The organism is Blautia hominis (assembly GCA_002270465.1).
Lineage (GTDB): Bacteria > Bacillota > Clostridia > Lachnospirales > Lachnospiraceae > Blautia > Blautia hominis.
Map to the genome: position 1 here is coordinate 1,233,790 of NQOF01000001.1, position 20,362 is coordinate 1,254,151.

Genomic DNA, 20,362 nt, shown 5'->3' on the forward strand with positions numbered 1-20,362 from the left:
AAAATACTCCGGCAGCACTCTTTTTTTACTGTATTGTAACTGTATCCTAATATTTTTTCATTTCCCGCAGGGACGCCGGGGAAACTCCATAGCACTGTTTAAACTTCCTGTAAAAATAGCTGGTATCCGTATATCCCACTTCCTGGGCAATGTCATTTATCCTGCGGTTAGTATTCAGGATCAGATCCTTGGCAATCCCGTTCTTAATGTTACTCAGATATTGGGTAAAGGAGCACCCCACCTCTTTCTGAAAAATCTGGCCCAGATAGGACGCGTTCATATGATACTTGTATGCCAGGGTTTTAAGGCTCAGTTCCTCTTTATAGTTTTCCTGCACCTCTGTCATGATCTGTTTTACCACCGGCGTATACGCGGAATTCTCTGTATGCAGATATGTGATGATCTCCGAGATCTCTGAGATAAACATAGCCTTCAGCCCAAAGATATCCTCCGCCCCATAGATGCCCTCCACCATATCAGACAGATCCTGCATATTCTTCTCTTCCAGCTTATATTCCCCTTTGATGTCCCATAAAAGCATGGCAATCTTAAGGGCAGTCTGGTACAGATTATTCACATCTGCGTCTTTCCTGATATTATTGATGAACAGATCCTCAATATAATTGATGGCCCCGTCCCGGTCCTTCTGCAGGATCATTTTGCGGAGCTGTGTCTCGTCAATGGCAACATCTTTTGAGCCACGGTTTTTAATATGGTTCTCATCCACACAGCTCCCGTACCCGTCCAGCATCCTGTACTTCTGCATCCGCATGGCTTCCCGGTAGACCTCCGGGAGCGTCTCATAATCCGTAAAAGAAGGGCCGATGCCTATAAATGTAAATATCCCCAATTCGCTTTCCAGCCGGTTCTGCAGATAGGAAAAGCGGCTGTGGATCTCACTTCTGATCTTCCTGGCCGTCTCCCCCTCCCCGCCATTCCAGGTATAATCTGTGGAGAAACATTCGATCAGAAGCAGGGTGTCTGCCTTCAGATGGATCACTCTGCACGCTTCTTCCTGCAGGATGGACAGCAGCTCTGACATATCCCCTTTCCGCATACTTCTGCTGTCAATCTTCATAACCGCTGCGGACAGAAGTTCTGCTTTTTTCACCTTTGGCAGCAGAGAGAGAAATGTCTTCCGCTCCTCCTCCCCGCTTCCTCCTTCCAGGAACTTCTGCCATCCAATGCGGTCCTCCATCTTCCTGGCATTGTCCTGGTCCATCTCCTGAAGTTTTAAGAGTGCCTTTTTTGCCACTGCCTCAAGCTGCTCCTCGTCTATAGGCTTTAATATGTAATCCTCCACATCAAGCTGGATCGCTTTTCTGGCATATTCAAATTCATCATATCCTGTGAGGATCACAAACCGCACCCTCTCATTCCTGCTCCTGATCTCTTTTAAGAGGTTCAGACCGTTCATCACAGGCATCTCCACGTCCGTCACCACCAGGTCCACAGGTTCCTTTTCCCAGAGGGACAGCGCTTCCTTTCCGTTGTGCGCCATATGTACCACATCAAGACCCAGCGCCTCCCAGTCTATAATGTTCCTTATTCCCTGGAGGATCAGTTCCTCATCCTCCACCAGCATTACTTTTTTCATCTGTTTCCCTCTCCTTGACTTTCACCAACAATATCACATGCATTCCCCGCGGCCTGTTTGCCTTTAAAAACACACCGCATGTATCTCCATAGGCAGCCTTCAGTCTGCGGTTGACATTGGTCATACCAATGGATTTGCGGGTATCCATCTCATTATTTTTAAGCTCCCGGTTCTTATTTTCCATATCTTCCCCGGGCATGCCCCTGCCATTATCCTCCACGTGGATATATAGATCCTCCCCTATGCGCCTGGCATAGATCCTGATCTCATTGTCACTCTCCTCCATACGGATCCCATGGATAAAATAATTCTCAATAATGGGCTGCAGTATAAATTTAATGACCGGAATTTTGGAGAGTTCCGGACTGCACTCCACACTGGAACGGAACTTTCCCTGGTAGCGGTATTCAAACAATTCCAGATATTTCTTACAATAATGCATTTCCTGCATCAGGGTGATCACATCCGCCTCCTTTAACTGGCTGCGGAATGTGACGGCAAGACTATACAGCATTTTTCCCACTTCCCTGTCCCCGTTGCAGATAGCCTTCATGCGGATGGCCTCCAGGGTATTGTACAGAAAATGAGGGTTGATCTGACTCTGAAGTGCCTGCATCTCCGCATTTTGCTGCTCTATCTCTGCCAGGTAGCTTTTTTGGATATAAGACTCCAGCTCCTGGCACATAAGGTTAAAATGGCGGGAGATCATATCCAGCTCGTCCCCGTTTTCGTTCTCAGGGAGCTGTACTTTTAAATTTCCCGTCTGCACCTGGTCCATGCCCTGTATGATACCGTCCAGCCTTTTTGTTAGGCGCTTCAGATAACTGCTGATCAAAATTTCTCCTGCTATGACCAGAACAGCACCGATGGCCAGTATAGCCAATATATGCACAACCGGGATGGAAGCGGCTGTATGCTTATCAAGTCTGGTGGCTACTATATAATCTTCCACGCTTTGGATCTGTATGTAGGATCTAAGCTTCCTGCCTGCGTCCTCCTGCTGGAGATCTTTCAGAAGCAGGGAATCTTTCTCCGGATATACCTGGTTTCCGTTATTATAATACAGGTACAATTCTGCCATGGGATACTTTTCCTGAATGGCTGTGATAGTACCCGTGTCAAATGTGAAGACAATACAGCCCTCTATCCTCATACTGAGAGGATCCCGGATCTCCTTCTGGAAAGAATAGGAGCCGGGGGATGCCAGCCCCCCATCCAGGATCTCCTTCCTCCGCTCTCTGCCGTTGTGATCCACACGAATGTCATTTTCCGAATAGAATACCGTTGTTTTATTATTGGTGTAACTGATAAGTTCTATTTTTTTGATATCCGGATATGCGGAATAGGCATTTTCCACATAGCTGTAAATGTCCTTGTTGTCCACTGTATTGGAGGAGGCATAAGTGTCCAGATGGCGTTTAAGATACTCCTCTGTTTCATACCGGAAATAATTGAGCATGTCCTGCAGTTCAGAATTATTTTGGTAGATGGCTCGGTGCAGATAGTCCGCATCTGAGCTTGCGCGGTTCACCTCCAGCACCGCCTCCCCGCACAGTTTCCCTGCATAATCCTGGTTTGTCTCCAGCATACGGGTTCTGCTGGATGAAATAAAATATAAAATGAGCACTCCCACGATCAGGATCAGAACTGCTGAGTAGCTCAGGAATAATTTGTGAAATAGATGTCTCGGGTTTTTGTTTTCCATATGTTTCCTCCTGCACATAAGTATAACATAACCATGTATGCCTGGGAAAGAAAAGAATCCGAGGAAAAGAAAAAGAGAGCTCCAAAGAACTCTCTTGGTCTCCCTATTCACTTAAACTTTCAGAGTGCGTCCGGTCGGGGACGGGAATAAAATCTGCCGCTGTAGCTCTTGATCTCATCCATAACAACAGCATTACGCCCCGGCGTTTTTAATGCAAATAATGCAATATAGCTGCCCCCCGGCGCCATCTCATCCAGAGTTTTCCTGACTGACCGGCGGATGTCCTCCTCGGAAATACACAGCCCATCCATATATTGGGTATCGAATCCGCCAATGTAGCACATTTTATGTCCATTTTTCTTCTTGCATTCAGCCGGATGATTTGATACATGCATGGTATTGGACGCTGTGCATCCCATATCCGCTATTTCATCCAGAATAGGGGCAAAGTATCCGCAGCAGTGATGCTCATATAGCACTCCCATAGAAGTAACCATATCTATAATACGCTGCAGATGGGGTTTCAGCAACGCTCTCCAGGTGTCCGGGGACATAAACATACCTTTTCCATGCCCATAATCATCGTGCATGCATAAAATATCAGGCTTATAATATTTTATTATATATTCATACATTCGTATTTTATGGTCTGCCACAGCCCCAAAAAAATCATAACAGGCTTCCGGTTCTTCTATCAGTGCACAAAGTGCTTCCTGAAATTCCATAACACTGAACATTCTCTCCCAGGGACCAAATACATCATTAATCCTTGTCAACTTATGTATACGGTCCCAATCTTTTGTATCAACAGCTGCATGTCCTTCCCAATCCAGTTTAGACAGATCCGGAAATTTCATATATTCTTTCCAACGTGTAATATCCGGCACCAGATGAATACCCGGTGTTGGATTTGCAGCCTTGATCTTAGGCTCATAAGTCCAGCTCTGCCCAAACCAGTCTTTTGCCACACCGGGAATATTGGTATATTCACATACAAAATCCATCCCCAAAGGCGTATATGTCTGAACATCTGTAATCATAGGCAGAAATTCCGGCTCTTTATGCTGCAGGGCAAGCAGTGTATTTTCTTTGTAGGATAAAACCGCCATTTACCGTCCCTTCTTTCCCGGCTCACTGTCCGCTGTAAAAAATACGGCTGTACCGGTACATCTCATCATCCAGATTGGTATTACCTTTGACTGGCCTCATGTCACGGATCCTGTATGCACATCGGCCTTTACTCCCTCTGGTCTTTATCATATCTTTGATGATCTGCACAGCCTCATCATCTGTAATATTGCCGCTTATATTAAAATTCCCAAGCTGTATCAGCCTATCCCCATACAGTTCCATGATCTCATCTTTATCCGTAGCCCCTTCCTGCCCTTCCCAGGCATCGAAACCTGCTTCAATAAAGTTCGGTATATGCATACGCACATTTCCACAGGAGTGCAGAGCAATATACATGCCCTCCTGATGTACTGCCTGTGTCAGCTTTCGATACTGGGGAATAAATAATTCCTGGTAGATTTCTCCGGAAAAAAACGGAGCGCGCTGTGCTCCCATATCATCATGGAACAAGATCATATCTGCATGATAATATTTCTTTGCTATTTTTATCAGTTGGATATACCAGTCAATCAATTTGTCATAAAACGCTGTTAATGCTTCCGGTTCCTCCAACAGATAGCAAAAGGCGTCCTCAAAACTGGTCAGGTCTGCAGTCCTCTCAAAAATGCCATTGTAAATCACAAAGTAAGTAAATCTGTCATTTGGCAGCATACTGTATAGTTCATCCGCATCCTTTTTCCAGTCTAACTGCTCTAAATCAGGAAACACCAGCTCTTTCTCCCAATTTGCCATGTCCGATAACCTACGGGTACCGGGTTTGACCATGGCTGCTTTTGTAAGCGGCTCATACTGCCACTCCACCCCGAACCAGTCCATTCCACCGAAGGCTCTTGCGGACGCATCCGGCATCATATCCGGGCATATGAGGTTCATATCCCGGTTCATATTGGGCAGCCACAGAGGTTTCTCTCCCCGGAACACCCGAAGTACATTTTCTCTTGGTGTAACAGGAGTGGAAAGCTTGGGCTGCTCCACACTTGCAGATCCATAACTGCCCGGAATTTTATAAGACCCTATACGCTTCATCTCTGTTTCTGAAAATCTCACAGTGCTCATACGCTCTCTCCTTATTTATCTATTATCGTAACTGTTCAGTACCCCTTTGGCGATAGGGTGTCAGCGCAGTGAATGCGCAGACCCTACGGAATAGTTACCTATTATCTACACATAAAACAACAGCACAATAGCAATGGCCGCGATCCCTCCGCTGATCACAGGTATTAAATTTCTCTTTACGCAGGTCAGAATATTTACATTCGTAGCGGATGCTATATAAAGAGAAGCGCCCGCCACCGGTGTAACCGCAGACCCAAGGGCGCACCCGATCAAGCCCAGATGCAGCAGAGGAAGAGGCTCAAGTCCTGTGGAAGTTATGATCGTAGTCATTACCGGTATGATCAGGCTGACATTCCCGTTAAACACTCCGGTTACCCCAACTACGAAAATTCCCAGGAGGGTGGTGATAGAAATGGCAATGGCAGTCCCCCCGCCGATACCGGAAAGCCCATCTACGATCAATTTCATTCCCCCTATCCCACTCAGGGCAGATGCAAAGAGTGTACCGAAAACAAGCAGGATACCAGGCCCTTTAAAGTAATCTCCCATCCCGTTGAATACCACAGAAACATCATTAAAGCACTCACGGAATTTCCTTCTGCATATACTGTGCACTACCACAGCAAGAAGCAGACTGAAATAGCAGGCCGCCACAACACTGATAACTATACTCCCCACGATCAGCTCACTGAAGATCAATATGGTCACCAGGGGTACCAAAGGCAGCAACGCGTAAAAATACGGAACACCGATATCCTGTACAGACTGGGATTCCAGAACTTCTTCGGAAGCCTCCGCATGCTCTCTTTTATCAAAAAACTTGGAAACCGGTATGAATACTGCCATTACAACCAAAAGTACAACCAGCATTACGGGAATCTGGCTTGAAACAAACCACTCCGACACAGACACGTCCTCGATACCTGCCAGCGACAGGGCTGTATACAGGCTGGCATCCGAAGGTCCCCAGACCGTCACATAAGAAAGCAAGACTGCTGATGCACTGGTTGTCTTAGAACATCCCACCTTGAGGAGTACCGGATACAAAGTGGCGATCATCAGGGCCGCAACACTAATACCACTTGGAATCACAATCTTTATCAGGTTGCCCACTAAGATCATCATGGCTGCCAGCAGATACGGTGCCTTGATCTTTTTCAGCGGTGCAGCAATCATTGTGGCAAACATATCCGACGCTTTAATATGTTTCATATAGACAATGTATCCGTATATAGACATGATGATCAGCACATTGCCCCCCATTGTTCCCTGCGCACTTGTATTGAGTTTTTCAAATATATCGAAAAACGCACTGCCGCAGGTGGCTTCCCCCATAATATCCGCCCCAGCCAGCGTAAGTCCCGCATAGGCAGCCAGAGACAAAGCCAGTAGTGTTACAACTGTATTATACTTTTTGACAATACTGAAAATGAGCAGTGACAAAAGAACTGCAGTTGCCAGAATTTTGATCATTTTTCGTTTCCTCCTTTACTTTTATATGTTTATTCTAAAGGGAAAACAATATTTTTACTATTCTCCCGAAGGTTTAAAAAAGGCTGTTTCTTTTTATGCATGCAGACTATAAACAGATTTCCGCTCTCCAATCTCAAAGTATGCCGTCTAAAGTATAGATTATTTGTTGTTGCTGTGCTATAATAAAGCAACTAAAAACTCAGGCAATTGCACAGGAGCTGATTTCAGATGGTAAACACAACCCTTTTTCTCAATATGCAAATTCTCTCGGATTATCTGGACGACCAATTTTCCGACTATATCTTTTACCGAAGCAATGACCCCATGGTCCTGGAGGACGTGCGTCTCTATTATGGGCAAACTACGGTTTCCCAGCAGATGGTCTACGTTACATCACCTGCGTATCTTGACGACCTGATGAAAAAGAACTGCAATATCATACTGGTAGGACAGGCAGTCATATGCCCGGATCCTATCCATTATAAAAAATCTATCATTCACATTCCCAGAAAAGAAAATCCCTGTTTGATCCTGGAACTGATACAGGATATCTTTTTGAAATTCCGGAAATGGTCTGCTCATTTGGAGCAAATATTGGCCGGTCACGGCAGCATGTATGACCTTTGTTCTGCTTCCATTGAAATCTTTGAAAACCCTGTCTATATTCTGGATCACAATAACAACGCCATTGTGCGCACCGCATTTGTGGTGGGAATGATGGAGATGAAGATGGACCCTGCTACCGGAAATCTCTTTCTTCCTGTTGAGAGAAGAAATCTTTTGTATCACTCAAAAGAATTTCTTGAAACCTATCAGACACAGACTGCTCAATACTGGACTCCCCCCTGGAACAAGCACAGAGACATCTACATTAATATATTTGATGAAAATAAGCGTTATCAGGGACGGATCCTGATCAATGAACTGCAGTCCTCCTTTAAAGCCAGCCACCTGAAACTCCTGGAATATTTCTCCTGCTTTATCAAGGAGGCTTTCTTATCATGCCGTTCTATAGAAAAACCCAAAGACAGCCCTTTACAAAAGCTCCTCTACCGGTATTTATTTGATGAGGATATAAGCGAAGAGCATCTGCTGGAGCAGCTTGACCGGATCGGATGGCATCAGGAAGATGGTTATCTGACAGCCAAAGCATCCCTGCCCCATCTGGATTCCAGTTATGCTTACAGTGCCTGTCTGGATATCACAGAAAATATCAACGACTGCGTAGCCTTTTTCCGCGAAACAGAGCTGTACGCTGTATGTCATGTGCCGAGATCCGTCCATGATCCGGCGCCTTGCTACTCCCTTCTCCATGAAATAGGATTGAAGGGCAGCATTCATTTTGGAGCAAGCAATCTATTTTATAATATATTAAAACTCCCCAATTACAGCAAACAGGCACAGGCCGGCCTCGAATACGGTCTGTGGCTGCATCCGGACCAGTATTGTCATCCTTTTTCCGGGATTGCCTTGTCTTATATGTTAAAAAACTCGGTTGGTGATCTAAACTCCAATATGGTATGTGCATCCAGTATCCGTTTACTGGAAAAGATCGACCTGGAAAAGGGCAGTGATTATTTTAAAACTTTGAAAGAATATATTCGTTCCAATTGTCAGCCTGTACTGGCCGCCAAGGCCTTATTTCTACACAGAGGCACCCTTACCTACCGGTTAAACAAAATACAGGAACTGACAAGTCTGGATCTGGATGACAGAGATACTATCTTATACCTGGATCTCTCCTTCCGTATACGGGATTTATTCCGGCAGGAGGCTTCAGACTGGTCCCCCCGTACTACAGCGGCCAGAAAACCGGAATCATAACAACACATGCGGCAAAGCACACAGCCACCAGCGGAAGCCCCTGTCTCAGCCAGTCTCCCATGTATATTCCGCCTTCCTCCGCAAGCATTGGATAGGACGGCGCCGCAATGGGCAGGGCAAATCCACAGCTGGATGCGATCATAGCTGTCAGCATAACGGGTTTCAGATTCACATCAAGACTGGAGGCAATCACTAAAACAAACGGCAGCACCACGCCAAAAGTACCTGTATTATTTAAAAACTGGGTAATCAATGCCACCAGCAGAAAGACCACAGCTATCAGTATTCTGTCAGGAATATCATCCCAGAATAGTCCCGCCGCCTTCTCTGACAGCAGAGAATCCAATTGGACCTTCTCAATCCCTATTCCTAACGCTTTCATCCCCATAATGAACATTAATATATCCCACCGGACAGCATTTACGATCTCATTTACCGATAGGATCCCTGCTCCGCCTAAAAACAGGATGACTGCACAGCCGGCTGCGTAGGCGGAGATCAGCGCCTTCTGATCAGGCGCTACCACAAGAATAAAAAACAGAAACGTCAGGGCAACGAGTATCTGGTTTTTTCTGCTTACTGCGCTTTTCACAACCGGCTGCACATCCATACATCCGGCTCTGTCGGGCAGATACCTGCTCCCTACAAAACAATAATATAAAATCATTAGGATACCCGCAGGCACGGTCACAAGGGAAATTTCAAAAATCCCCATGATATCTCCCGGCACTGTATTTTCGTAAGCAGCCTTCCCTATCATATTTAAGGGGGTGCCCATAATGGTCATCATGCCTCCGATCGTTGCCGCATAGGCGATCGCCATCATAGACTTTGTCTTGCTGACCTTCAGACTGCTTCCCAGCGTCAGTACCAGGGACATCATGGTAACCTGCACGGCCAGACTGGACAGTATACTGGATAACGCTGCGGTGCACAGACTAAGGACCAGGAGTATGACACCATCGCTGGTTACTTTTTTCAGTCTTTTCTGCATCCACTTCCCCAAAATATCCGATAGTCCCACCCTGAAAAATGCTTCACTGAGTACAAAGGCTCCCACAAAAATAAACATGGATTTGTCGGCAAGTCCTGAAAAAGCCTCAGCAGGGGTAATAATGCCTGAAACGGAAAGCACACAGGGAAGCAGCAAGCCAATCCACCCCAGGCTTGCTTTTCTTGTAAGCAGAAGTGCGATCAACACCACTATCATCCCCACAATAAATATCTGTTCCGCATTTCCCATTTTTCACCCCGCCTTTCCCTTCCCCTTTACTGTCAGCACATACTAAGATCCTGCACGGATGAGCTTTACTTCCTGATCTGATCTTGATGTAATTATAGCATTTCTGATAGTCTGCGTATATTCGGCAGGTATTATAAAAAAAGCAGCCTGATTTTACACATCAAGCTGAAAAGGATAAGGGGGCCTGTGCCAATGACTAGCCCATATATCCAAAAAAGACACGGGAGCACCGTGTCTTTTAAAGATCATATATGATTTTCTTCCAGTGAAAGCAGAACCTTCTGGTTCATAAACGTTATGAGGAACCCATACAAACTTCCCATAAATAATACCGCTGTCCCTGCCTTCAGTTCAAACAGCATCAGGATAACTCCCAGGGAAACCATGCTTCCCAGAGTGCTGGCAGGCCTGGTCACCAGAAGGATCAGGGATGTCTTTACAATATCCCTGTTTTTCATCCGGTAACGGGAAGCCAGCAGGTACAGATTGGGCGTGACCACCAATGTTGCCGCGAATAAGATGACAAATAGGATCATCAGAGGAAAGATAGGGACCTGGACCGCGAAAAACTCAATATTTATCTCAAACATCAGTATGAGGAACATATGCCCTGCTGCCAGAAGATATTTCTGCCCACAGTCATCCATATATGCCTTCCTGAAGTCTCTCCACGCCCCCGACTCTGTACCAAAGAGCAGTCGGTTCATGGTGTAAAACAGAGCGGAAAGGGCAGGCCCCATGGGAACCATGCACAGCAGAAACAGGGGCAGGCAGGTGCGCACCTGGGAAACTCCCACAAAGAGGAAGAACAGAAGCACCGGAAAGTTGGAAAGCAGAAACAAAGTATTTATTCCGATCACGTACCACAGTTTCTCACAAAATCCCAATATTTTTTCCATCTGGAACACTTCACTAAACATTTTTTCCTCCTTTATGGGTTCCGCAGGCCCTTACCGCCCGGCCGCCATCAAAAGACGGCAGGCGGCATATTGCTGCACACTGTATGGTTTATATACTGCTCTTTATAACGCTATCAGTAACGTCTTGATCTCATACGGATGCAGGTGAAGTTTCATCTCCCCTGCCGGTTTCTCCTCTGTAAGAGGACGCTCTCTTAAATCGCCCTCCATCCAGCGGGAATACGCAAATCCCGGTGTCACGGTTACCGTCTGGGAACTTCCCGCAAACTCATGGAAACGGAGCACAATATAGTTTCCGTCCTCGGATTTTTTCACTGCGTCTATTTCCACCTGCTCATTATCAAATGTGACAAAGCTTTCAAAATCCACCCTGGTCTTTCCGGCTGTTACTTTCATAGGATCATTGAGCGCACATGCCTCCTGCACAGTCTGCCCCTCCACAAAATCCCCGCCGTGAGGCAGAAGTGCGTAGGTGAAAGTGTGTATTCCCTGGTCCTGCAGATGGTCCGGCTGCAATCCGGAGCGCAGTAGGGAAATACGGATCACATTGTCCTTGATATCATGGCCGTATTTGCAGTCATTTAAGATGCTGACACCGTAATTTCTCTCGGAAAGGTCTGCAAAACGGTGGGCAACACTCTCGAATCTGGCCTGATCCCAGCTTGTATTCCAGTGGTTCGGACGCCTTACATTGCCGTACTGCACATCATAAGTGGCATAGGTGGAACGGATGTCAACCGGGAACGCAGCCTTTAATAACTGCTGTCTCTCATGGAAATCCACATCTGTCTTAAAGTCAATCCTCCTTGAATCGCGGTAAAGGCTCATATCCTGGGATATAGAGGACTTCATATATTTCCACTCCATATGGATCGTCAGCTTCAGAGGGCCGCACTCGGTCACCTCAAACGCTGTCATCTCTGTGATCTCCCTCATCTTCTGCTGATAGTAAATATCAATATCCCATGCATCGTTGTCAATCGGCTTATCCTCAAACATCTGCAGGACATTTCCCCGCTGTCCTTGTGCCAGGACTTCGCGGGCAAAAGTCTTATCATAGAGCCTGGTCATCTGTCCGTAATCATTCAAAGATACCAGGTAGTATGGTGTCTCAATCTCTCTTCCCCGGATCACAAAACTGTTCTGCTCATCCTTGCCCTGATCTTTCGGATGGAAACAGATAACCTTATGTCCCATGGCAGGTACCTGTTCTGCTTTTACATACACAGCGTTTTCCCCTTTTTGTACAGGCAGAACTCGGCCTTCCTCGTCTGTAAAGTACCCGTCATCTGTGCAGGGGACTGAGACCAGTTCATCTTTCTGCCATGCGGAAGCATTCCATACTGTCCAGGTATTCTCCTGCTGCAGGGCAGTGTTCTTTGTAAAATCATCCTCCACCTGTACGGCAATATCCTCAATTCTGGCATAGTCTTTGTGACAGTCCTCGTAAACTTCATGGATGGAAGAGCCGGGAATGATATCGTGAAACTGGTTGGTCAGGATCAGTTTCCAGCCTTTTGTGAGGCTTTCCTGCTGGGCTTTTTCAAGGCTTCCCTCCATCAGTCCCTGCATTACGGTCATCCACTCTGCGCGGCGGTACAGAAGTTCCATCTTCCTGTTCATGCGCTTGTTATACCCCTGGCTTGTGTAGGTTCCCCTGTGGTATTCCAGATACAGTTCTCCGTCCCAGGTGTTTACATACTGGTCTGTGTTCTTTACAGTGTCCTTCAGCTTTCTGAAATACTCCCCTGCTGTGGAGGTTTTCACATGGGGCAGCCCCGGGATCTTATCCAGCCTGCGTCTCTGTTCCAGCATATCACGGTTTACACCGCCGCCGCCGTCCCCGAACCCGTAGGCAATGAGCAGGTCTTTGTTCATCTCCTTCTCACTGTAGGCATCCCATACCCCCTTCACGGTCTTTGGCATCAGCTTTCCGTTGTAGGTGTAGAACCAGGATCCAGGTTCATTCCAGGGTTCCGGCGTGGTAATGAAGTGGGTCAGGACTTCGCTGCCGTCAATCCCCTTCCATTTAAAGGTGTCGTGAGGCATACGGTTAAACTGGTTCCAGCTTATCTTTGTGGTCATGAACATATCAATACCGGATTTTTTAAGGATTTGGGGAAGTGCCCAGGAATAGCCAAACACATCCGGCAGCCATAGGTATTCCACATCTTTTCCGAACTCATCCTTGATAAATTTGCTTCCGATCAATATCTGGCGTGTCAGGGACTCCCCACTTGTCAGATTGCAGTCCGCTTCCACCCACATGGCTCCGTCTGCTTCCCAGCGTCCCTCTTTCACCAGCTCTTTAATCTTTTCATAGATTTCAGGAAAATCTTCTTTCACGTATTCGTAGATCTGGGGCTGTGTCTGCAGGAAAATATATTCCGGGAACATTTCCATCATACGAAGCACAGTGGAGAAAGAACGGGATGCTTTCTCATGGGTATGTTTTAATCTCCACAGCCAGGCCATATCAATGTGGGTATGTCCCACACAGTATACATTTACCAGAGAGTGCTTATCCATCCGGTCAATCTTCTCATTCAGCACCCGGTCCGCCTGGTGGACAGACTCATAAAATTCATCGCTTCCCGGATATGCCCAGTCAATACAGTGGCAGGCTTCGTCCAGGGCATTTCTCAGATCATAACGGACAGGGTCATTCTCATCCAGATTTTCAATGGATTCCAGCACCATGGTTCCCAGATAGTAAAGGTCATCTGCTTCCTCATCCAGCCAGGCCAGGTCTGCTCTCTTGATCTGATGTTCCTGCACTGCCGGTACTCCGCCGCCCTCCAGTCCTGACCAGAGACGGAAGGTAAGGCTTAACGCCTTCCCAAAGTATTCCTCCGGGAAAAATACTTCCTGATGGTTCACGTCCACACCCTGGAAAGGTTCCTCATTCAGGTAACACATGGACTCAAATCCGCTGTTGTTTCCTGCTCCGGTATTTCCGAAATCAAAGATACCTACCGCTCTTTTGCCGGTCCACTCTGCGGGAATACGGATCTCCCTGTGCATCCACAGATAGCGGTCCCTGCCTGCCCAGCGCTCCCCTTCGCTGATTCTTCCCCAACCGTCAAAGTTTATGGGAACCTGGGGATTCACTGCTTTTTCTTCATCCTCGCACATAAGGAATTCTCCTATGGGAGTTACGCCACGGTATCTGTATTTCTTTACTTCGTCCATTCGCCTCTGTAATTTTCTATCTGTTAAAAACATAATACCTCCTGCTTCGCGCTTTTGATTATCTTTATGTCTCTATTTTACATGTTTTACAGGAAATAACAATTTTCCTTTTTCTAGGTTTCCTGTACAAATTCTAGAGCAGTATCCAGGCTGGCGAAAGCGTCATGATTGACCGGTCTTTTTACCGTTTTACCCTGTATCCCAGATAGTCCAGCATCAGTTCACTGTACATGGCATTTGCCCAGGAGAACCATGCTCTTGTAAAAATCTCAGGGTTATCCACAAAGACTCCCTCATGCATCATGCCTTTTCCACCGTCTGTCCCCGCAAGGCGCCTGAGCACCTGCACTTTTTCCTCTTCCATAGCTGCGGTCAAGCCTTCCATGGCTGCGGCAATATGCCAGACATATCTGGAAGGTGTGTGAGGACTTCCAATGCCGGACAGTTTGTCCCCTTTAAAATAGTACGGATTTGCTTCACTGAGCAGAAATCTTCTTGTATTTTCCGCCACATCACGGCGTCTGGGAATGTATCCCAGATACTCCATGGATAAAAGGCTGGGCACATTGGCGTCATCCATGAGATTATACTGCCCGAATCCGTCCGTCTCGTAAGCATAAATCTCTCCAAACTCCGCAGTCCTGACGATTCCGTATGACTCGATTCCCGCTGTTATCTCCTCGCGGAGCCGCTCTGCCCGCTGTGCGGTAAGCTCTTCATGAAGGAAACTACGGCATATCTCTGCCATATATCCCAGAATGACACAGGCAAACATATTGGAAGGAATGAGATATCCATATGTACATGCATCGTCACTTGGACGGAATCCTGACCAGATAAGGCCGCATCCCTCCTTTACCAGTGCACCTTTTCCCTCACGGGACAGAGTATCTGTAAAAACGCAGTTTTTCCGCTGGAAACGGTATTCCGAGCGGGACTCATGATACTGTTCCCGTTCAAATACATCCATGATAGTTTTGATCCCGGTTAAAAATGTATTGTCAAAGTGTTCCGTATACCCGGTATTTTTCCAGAGAAGATAAGCCAGCTGTACCGGATAACACAGAGAGTCAACCTCAAATTTCATTTCCCACACCCATGGATTTTGGTCCGGGAAATCTTTTTCCCAACAGTTTCCGTTATCCGTCTCATTAAAGGCATTGGCGTAGGGCTCCTTTAAAATACAGTGAAACTGTCTCTTCACAAGGCCTGCGATGACCTGTGTCAGCTTCTCATCCTTCCCAGCCGCCAGCAGATACGGACGGAGCTGTGCAGTGGAGTCCCGCAGCCACATGGCAGGGATGTCCCCTGTGATCACATGGGTGGTTCCGTCCTCCATCTCTTTTACTGTGGTGTTTAATGTGTTGGTAAAGCAATTGCGGAATACCTCCGCAAGATATGGCTCCTCTTTGCATTTTTGTTCTGCTTCTTTTATCAGTTCTTCAATGATTTCGGGGTTTTCCATTATATAGTCCTCCTGTATTCTTTCATGTAATTTGTTATGTGTCCATCCTATCAAAAACCGGGGGGACTGTATAGTGAAATATCTCTTGAAATTTGTAAACTTTTCTATTCTCCACGATTGTCCGCATATTAAATAAAGAGCCTCCGGACTATTAAAAACTCTCCGTCCATGAGACTCTTATTCTCTATCTTTTTATCACAAATTGATAACTGTTCAGTACCCTCACAGTTACAGGCAATAATCCATACAGAATCGCCTTTGGCCATGTTTTTTGCCTGGCTGCTGAAAGTTACTGCAAATTACAGATATCCAATTCCCTCACCGCACAAGAATGCTTCTTTGTACTCCTGTCATAAGTCAATGCTACCGCAAAGACCTTGCCGGATGTCTTATTATCACCAATCAAATCTTTAAACCGCAATGCGTATTTTTTCTCCTGGATCTGCTCCAATGCCGTCTCCGGTGCTGCATCAACTTTTAACTCCAAGATCAGTGCTGTATCACAGGGATCATAAGGATAAAATATAAAATCTGCAAAACCCTTTCCGGCTCTGTCCTCGCGTTCCATGCGATAATTGTCTCTGGCAGATAAATAGATCAGATTAACCAGTGCTCCCAGATCTGCCTCACTGTTATAATTTAGAATCGGCACCTCCGTATCATGTGCAAGAGATAAAATATCCTCCATTGTCCTGACATCTCCGCATAAAGTGGCCTGTAACATTTCCTGTGAACGCTTTGCTAATTTTGCAATATACCCCATTTCCCGGCGCTGCAGAACTTCCTCGTATTTTAACATCAATTCTTTATTCGGAATTGCTATTTTTCCATCCTTATGAGTCAGCATACCATAAACCAGCATGGCTGAAAAAATATCTTCGCGGCTGTGCAGTTCCATAGTTTCTGCGGTAAAATTCTTAATGCAAACCTCAATCCACTCTCCTGCCACCATCCGCACAATATCCTCTTTGACTTCGTGCAAATTGTGATTGATATAGAAAAATATTTCATCATACGGCCCCGTACTGCTCCAATAAGTGCCCAAATGATTCTCTGACAATGCCCGGTTCACAGAACGAGGATTATACACTGACTCTCCCTCTGCAGTCTGGTACCCGTCATACCAGATTTTCAGTTCCTGAAAGGTAAATCTTGTATTTTCTATTTTAGCAGAATACTTTTCATATAACTCCATCACCTCTCTGTCCGTAAAACCGAAACAAGTGCTGAATCTGGCAATCCCCGTGTCCGCCATAGTATATTCATTGAACATATTCAGCGGAGAACCGCTTGAATACTTCGCAATCGGAAGAATCCCTGTCATATATGCCATCTCTACATAGGCCTGTGATTTGAGTAGATTCTGCAGGAAACGCAGAAATTTAAACTGGTCGTTCCCGCTGAATGTATTGTCATGGAAAATAAAATCCCACTCATCCATGACGAAAATAAACCGTTCTCCTGTTTTACCTCTGATCATCTCAAGAGCGTCCCAAGGTGTATCTGTCTCTGTAATCCCGCATTGCGGGTACTGCTCTGCCAAATCTTTCATAAGTTTTTTCACTATGGCACTCATATAAGTATTATAATCTTCACACGGATACGGCGTTTTGCTAAAATCAATAAATATAACATTATGTTTATTGATGTGTTCCTCAAAATCAGGACTCTTTTTAATTTTCAGTCCGGAAAACAATTCCCTGCTGTCATACCCCCGTGAAAAGAAAGACGCTATTAGGTTTGCAGCCGCGGTCTTTCCAAATCTCCTTGGCCTTGTAATACAAATAAAACGGTTTTCTGTGTTGAGGACAGGGAATAGCTCTTCAAGGATTTCTGATTTATCCACAAAGTATTCCATTTGCGCGATATATTTATAAGATTCATAACATACATTATTGTTTAAATAATATGCCATACTGTCCTCCTTACGTTTTCTGCAAATTATTTGTCTGCATTTTCTGTAAATATGTATTTAAAACTAACTCTATTGTTAGATTATAACACATTGGCAGATTATAATCCAAAACATATCCTATAAAATCCAAAATACTAAAACACCCGGCAGTTCTGGCTAAACCAATAACTGCCGGGTATTCCCTATCTTTTCTGGCATTTCTCACAGAAATATACATTCCCGCCCATATATGCGGCCCTTTTTATCTCCCCTCCACACCGCATACACGGCTGATGCAGGGAGTTTTTAGAGAGCTGGGTAATGTACCCACCCTTATTTCCCAATAGATCACGTTCTGTATCTCTTCCCCCGCCGTCACACATCTGTTGCAGCGTACCGGTCACAGACTCGTAGAGGCTCCGGAAATCTTCCTCCTCCGCCTCACGCATATCAAACCTGGGGTCAATCCCCGCATTCCACAGGATGTCCTGCAGAACACCATTTCCCAGACCGGGAATGCGCTGCTCTGTTGCCAGATATGTCTTGGCCGATATCTTTTTCCCGGTATCTGGGTACAGACTTTTGAAATACTCATATGTGAATCCCTCATCCAGCGCCGTATGCTTACTGATGGAGGAACGGTAATATTCTTCGTCACACTCCCCCAGAGGATACACGCCGATAAATGCATACATCTGAACCGATACGGAAAGTGCCGTGTCGTCATCAAAGGCCAGAAATAGCTGATGCTTTTTCGGAAATTTTGCCTTCTCCTCATAATACCTGGGATAGGCGCCGTCTGACAGGATGATCATATAACTCTCCGTGTCGATCTCAAGCATACCGCCCCGGTTCAAGGCTTTTATAATTGACTGCCCCTGGAGCATTTCATCATACTCCTCTTTGTCCCCATGAAAAAATGCAAACTTATGGGGTGTATATCCCGCCGTTACATAGTCAATGGTCTTTCCATGCAAGGTCTCTGTTATCTGCTTTGCTATGGTCCGGCTCTCCGGCAGTTCCAGCATAGTCGTTGTCCTCCCTTAAGCCTGTTTCCACCTCTTCAGTGTGGGGAACCAGGACTCCATCATTTTTCTGGCCTCCTCCCGGGTGCCGAATGGGTTTCCGTTTTCTTCGTTGAATTTCAGGTTAAACTGGATCATATCCTCCATTGTCATATCATCGGTAAATTTGCCTTCCTTATAACAGTAACAGCAATACTCCTCATTTCTTCCCCCGTCATTGTTGGTACCGAAGTCCTCTGTCTTTTCCATGGGCATACCGCAGCTCTGACAAAATTTTTTATCTTCCATATTCGATGTCCTCCTGTTTTTCTTACAGAATACACGATGTAATATGACACCCTATGTCATATATGATAAAGTTTTTTTATTTTCTCCGCCTCATTTTTGATCTGCTCTTTCAACCATTCCGGTTCCAGAACCCTTGCGTCCGCTCCAAAGGATAAGATAAATCCTGTCAGCCATCTGCCCGGCGCGAACGCTGCTTTTACCTCAAATCCCCCGTCTTCCAGACGTACAATATCTTCCTCCGCAAAAAAATCCAGCACTTGAAACCCGGCTGCCTCCGTAAAGCTCAGCTTGATGGGAATCACCTTCCCGGGCATTTTCTCCTGCTGTTCCCCGGCCTCAGCCGCCTTTCTTATAGGGAAGATCTCCTCCTCCATCTGCAGTTCCCGGATACGGTTCAGGCGGAACAGACGAAAAGCCTGCTTTTTTCTGCAGTATCCTGACACATACCAGTGTCCGCCCTTAAAACAAAGACGCACCGGCTCCACCATTCTCCTGCTCTGGATGCCGGAGGAATTATAATATTGAAAAGTCAGCAGGTTTCTGTGTAAAATGGCATACTTGCAAAGCTCAAAATATTCTTTTTCCTGTTTTCCTGCACCCCAGGTCTCAAAATCCACTTCCAGCCAGTCCACCGTCTGCCTGCCGAACAGCCCGGCAAGCTGAGAAAGGAGCCTGCTGCTGTCCCCTGCTCCCACAGCGTCCAGACTTTGGAGAGCGGTCATGATATGCTCCTGTTCATCCTCCCCAAGCAGAGTCTTGTCAAGCTGAAAATGCTCCATGAGCCGGATTCCGCCTCCGTGCCCCTTCTCTGTATAGACCGGTATGCCTGCAGCGGAGAGTGTATCTAAGTCCCGGTATATGGTGCGAACTGATACCTCCATCCTTACGGCCAGCTCTCCGGCTGTTATCTCGCGGTGCTCCATTAATATGTATAATATCTCAAATAGCCTGCTGTTCTTCATTTATCCATCCCGTCTGTACCACAACATCTGTCCCTGTCACCGGCAACGCCATAGGATACACAGATATGGAGCATTCAGCTCCATATCCCACCGGCATTCTTCCATGACAGGGTATCCCTTTCTTTTCCTCCAGTATAACACAGGCCTGATTCACCTCACAAGATTGGTTCTCATGTCATTACGAAAAACTGGATCAGACTTGCCAATGTCTTACCGATGGCAATGGACAGGACTACCAGCCCTACCCCTTTTGTAAGGCCCACCCGTCTTGCCATAATGGCAAATACATTCACCACTTCGCCAAGGGCAATGATCCAGCTTCCCAGGAACATGCCGAAGAATATGCCGATAACTGCCAGCCCCCATTGCCCAAGAGGCAGGTGGAACTGATACAGATAAAAAATATTCCCCAGAAAAGTACCCAAAATCAAAGCGTCCTCGTAGAGGAGCAGATTATGTCCTGTATGGGTAACGCCTGCATACCGCGGGATAATACCCAGTCCGATAATAAAGGCTGCCAGCGCGGTGGCCACAACCATACCGCCGCTCAAACCTATGATGGCAGCAATCAGTTCACTCAACCACAT

Annotated in this window: 15 protein-coding genes; 1 reads left to right on the forward strand and 14 read right to left on the reverse strand. The window is 46.2% G+C overall.

The genetic code is table 11. The annotated features are described in order from the left end of the window. Positions 1-46 precede the first annotated feature (46 nt). The 5 genes from CI595_RS05570 to dcuC all read right to left on the reverse strand — a co-directional run bounded on the left by CI595_RS05570 (position 47) and on the right by dcuC (position 6,962). Positions 47-1,597: a response regulator gene (locus CI595_RS05570; protein WP_095172247.1), complete on the reverse strand. Its 1,551-nt coding sequence runs from the start codon at positions 1,595-1,597 to the stop codon at positions 47-49. Then, complete coding sequence (locus CI595_RS05575) at positions 1,569-3,302, reverse strand: sensor histidine kinase (RefSeq protein ID WP_162291814.1); 1,734 nt, start codon at positions 3,300-3,302, stop codon at positions 1,569-1,571. Before CI595_RS05575 ends, CI595_RS05570 begins: the two co-directional genes overlap by 29 nt. Before the next feature lie 119 nt (positions 3,303-3,421). Beyond that, positions 3,422-4,411: a uroporphyrinogen decarboxylase family protein gene (locus CI595_RS05580; protein WP_095172249.1), complete on the reverse strand. Its 990-nt coding sequence runs from the start codon at positions 4,409-4,411 to the stop codon at positions 3,422-3,424. A 22-nt stretch (positions 4,412-4,433) separates the two neighbouring features. After that, complete coding sequence (locus CI595_RS05585; protein WP_243135105.1) at positions 4,434-5,489, reverse strand: uroporphyrinogen decarboxylase family protein; 1,056 nt, start codon at positions 5,487-5,489, stop codon at positions 4,434-4,436. A gap of 105 nt (positions 5,490-5,594) precedes the next feature. Continuing rightward, positions 5,595-6,962 carry a C4-dicarboxylate transporter DcuC gene (gene dcuC, locus CI595_RS05590; RefSeq protein WP_095172250.1) on the reverse strand — a complete coding sequence of 456 codons (1,368 nt, stop codon included), beginning with the start codon at positions 6,960-6,962 and terminating at the stop codon, positions 5,595-5,597. Positions 6,963-7,190: 228 nt separating this feature from the next. Here dcuC and CI595_RS05595 point away from each other — a divergent pair, with 228 nt between their 5' ends. Further along, on the forward strand, positions 7,191-8,786 hold the full coding sequence (locus tag CI595_RS05595) for a PucR family transcriptional regulator (protein ID WP_095172251.1): 1,596 nt from the start codon (positions 7,191-7,193) through the stop codon (positions 8,784-8,786). Here the strand turns inward: CI595_RS05595 and CI595_RS05600 are convergent. The 9 genes from CI595_RS05600 to CI595_RS05640 all read right to left on the reverse strand — a co-directional run bounded on the left by CI595_RS05600 (position 8,758) and on the right by CI595_RS05640 (position 20,362). After that, complete coding sequence (locus CI595_RS05600) at positions 8,758-10,029, reverse strand: SLC13 family permease (RefSeq protein ID WP_095172252.1); 1,272 nt, start codon at positions 10,027-10,029, stop codon at positions 8,758-8,760. The genes CI595_RS05595 and CI595_RS05600 overlap by 29 nt on opposite strands. Before the next feature lie 245 nt (positions 10,030-10,274). Then, positions 10,275-10,949 (reverse strand): YesL family protein, encoded by a 675-nt coding sequence (locus CI595_RS05605; protein ID WP_095172253.1) that lies wholly within the window; start codon positions 10,947-10,949, stop codon positions 10,275-10,277. 102 nt (positions 10,950-11,051) lie between these two features. Then, positions 11,052-14,174: an alpha-mannosidase gene (locus CI595_RS05610; protein ID WP_095172254.1), complete on the reverse strand. Its 3,123-nt coding sequence runs from the start codon at positions 14,172-14,174 to the stop codon at positions 11,052-11,054. Positions 14,175-14,322: 148 nt separating this feature from the next. Continuing rightward, positions 14,323-15,606, reverse strand: coding sequence for a glycoside hydrolase family 125 protein (locus tag CI595_RS05615; RefSeq protein ID WP_095172255.1), 1,284 nt, complete (start codon positions 15,604-15,606; stop codon positions 14,323-14,325). A gap of 289 nt (positions 15,607-15,895) precedes the next feature. Beyond that, positions 15,896-17,521: an AAA family ATPase gene (locus tag CI595_RS05620; RefSeq protein ID WP_095172256.1), complete on the reverse strand. Its 1,626-nt coding sequence runs from the start codon at positions 17,519-17,521 to the stop codon at positions 15,896-15,898. Between the two features lie 182 nt (positions 17,522-17,703). After that, positions 17,704-18,528 (reverse strand): DNA-formamidopyrimidine glycosylase family protein, encoded by an 825-nt coding sequence (locus tag CI595_RS05625; RefSeq protein WP_095172257.1) that lies wholly within the window; start codon positions 18,526-18,528, stop codon positions 17,704-17,706. 15 nt (positions 18,529-18,543) lie between these two features. Next, positions 18,544-18,813 (reverse strand): zinc ribbon domain-containing protein, encoded by a 270-nt coding sequence (locus CI595_RS05630; RefSeq protein ID WP_095172258.1) that lies wholly within the window; start codon positions 18,811-18,813, stop codon positions 18,544-18,546. Positions 18,814-18,869: 56 nt separating this feature from the next. Further along, complete coding sequence (locus CI595_RS05635) at positions 18,870-19,775, reverse strand: helix-turn-helix transcriptional regulator (protein WP_095172259.1); 906 nt, start codon at positions 19,773-19,775, stop codon at positions 18,870-18,872. Between the two features lie 170 nt (positions 19,776-19,945). Then, positions 19,946-20,362: a stage V sporulation protein AB gene (locus CI595_RS05640; protein WP_095172260.1), complete on the reverse strand. Its 417-nt coding sequence runs from the start codon at positions 20,360-20,362 to the stop codon at positions 19,946-19,948.

Excerpts from the sequence above, each read along its gene's own strand:
- CI595_RS05570 (WP_095172247.1), bottom strand. The coding sequence starts at position 1,597 with ATGAAAAAAGTAATGCTGGTGGAGGATGAGGAACTGATCCTCCAGGGA.
- CI595_RS05575 (WP_162291814.1), bottom strand. The coding sequence starts at position 3,302 with ATGGAAAACAAAAACCCGAGACATCTATTTCACAAATTATTCCTGAGC.
- CI595_RS05580 (WP_095172249.1), bottom strand. The coding sequence starts at position 4,411 with ATGGCGGTTTTATCCTACAAAGAAAATACACTGCTTGCCCTGCAGCAT.
- CI595_RS05585 (WP_243135105.1), bottom strand. The coding sequence starts at position 5,489 with ATGAGCACTGTGAGATTTTCAGAAACAGAGATGAAGCGTATAGGGTCT.
- dcuC (WP_095172250.1), bottom strand. The coding sequence starts at position 6,962 with ATGATCAAAATTCTGGCAACTGCAGTTCTTTTGTCACTGCTCATTTTC.
- CI595_RS05595 (WP_095172251.1), top strand. The coding sequence starts at position 7,191 with ATGGTAAACACAACCCTTTTTCTCAATATGCAAATTCTCTCGGATTAT.
- CI595_RS05600 (WP_095172252.1), bottom strand. The coding sequence starts at position 10,029 with ATGGGAAATGCGGAACAGATATTTATTGTGGGGATGATAGTGGTGTTG.
- CI595_RS05605 (WP_095172253.1), bottom strand. The coding sequence starts at position 10,949 with ATGTTTAGTGAAGTGTTCCAGATGGAAAAAATATTGGGATTTTGTGAG.
- CI595_RS05610 (WP_095172254.1), bottom strand. The coding sequence starts at position 14,174 with ATGTTTTTAACAGATAGAAAATTACAGAGGCGAATGGACGAAGTAAAG.
- CI595_RS05615 (WP_095172255.1), bottom strand. The coding sequence starts at position 15,606 with ATGGAAAACCCCGAAATCATTGAAGAACTGATAAAAGAAGCAGAACAA.
- CI595_RS05620 (WP_095172256.1), bottom strand. The coding sequence starts at position 17,521 with ATGGCATATTATTTAAACAATAATGTATGTTATGAATCTTATAAATAT.
- CI595_RS05625 (WP_095172257.1), bottom strand. The coding sequence starts at position 18,528 with ATGCTGGAACTGCCGGAGAGCCGGACCATAGCAAAGCAGATAACAGAG.
- CI595_RS05630 (WP_095172258.1), bottom strand. The coding sequence starts at position 18,813 with ATGGAAGATAAAAAATTTTGTCAGAGCTGCGGTATGCCCATGGAAAAG.
- CI595_RS05635 (WP_095172259.1), bottom strand. The coding sequence starts at position 19,775 with ATGAAGAACAGCAGGCTATTTGAGATATTATACATATTAATGGAGCAC.
- CI595_RS05640 (WP_095172260.1), bottom strand. The coding sequence starts at position 20,362 with ATGTGGTTGAGTGAACTGATTGCTGCCATCATAGGTTTGAGCGGCGGT.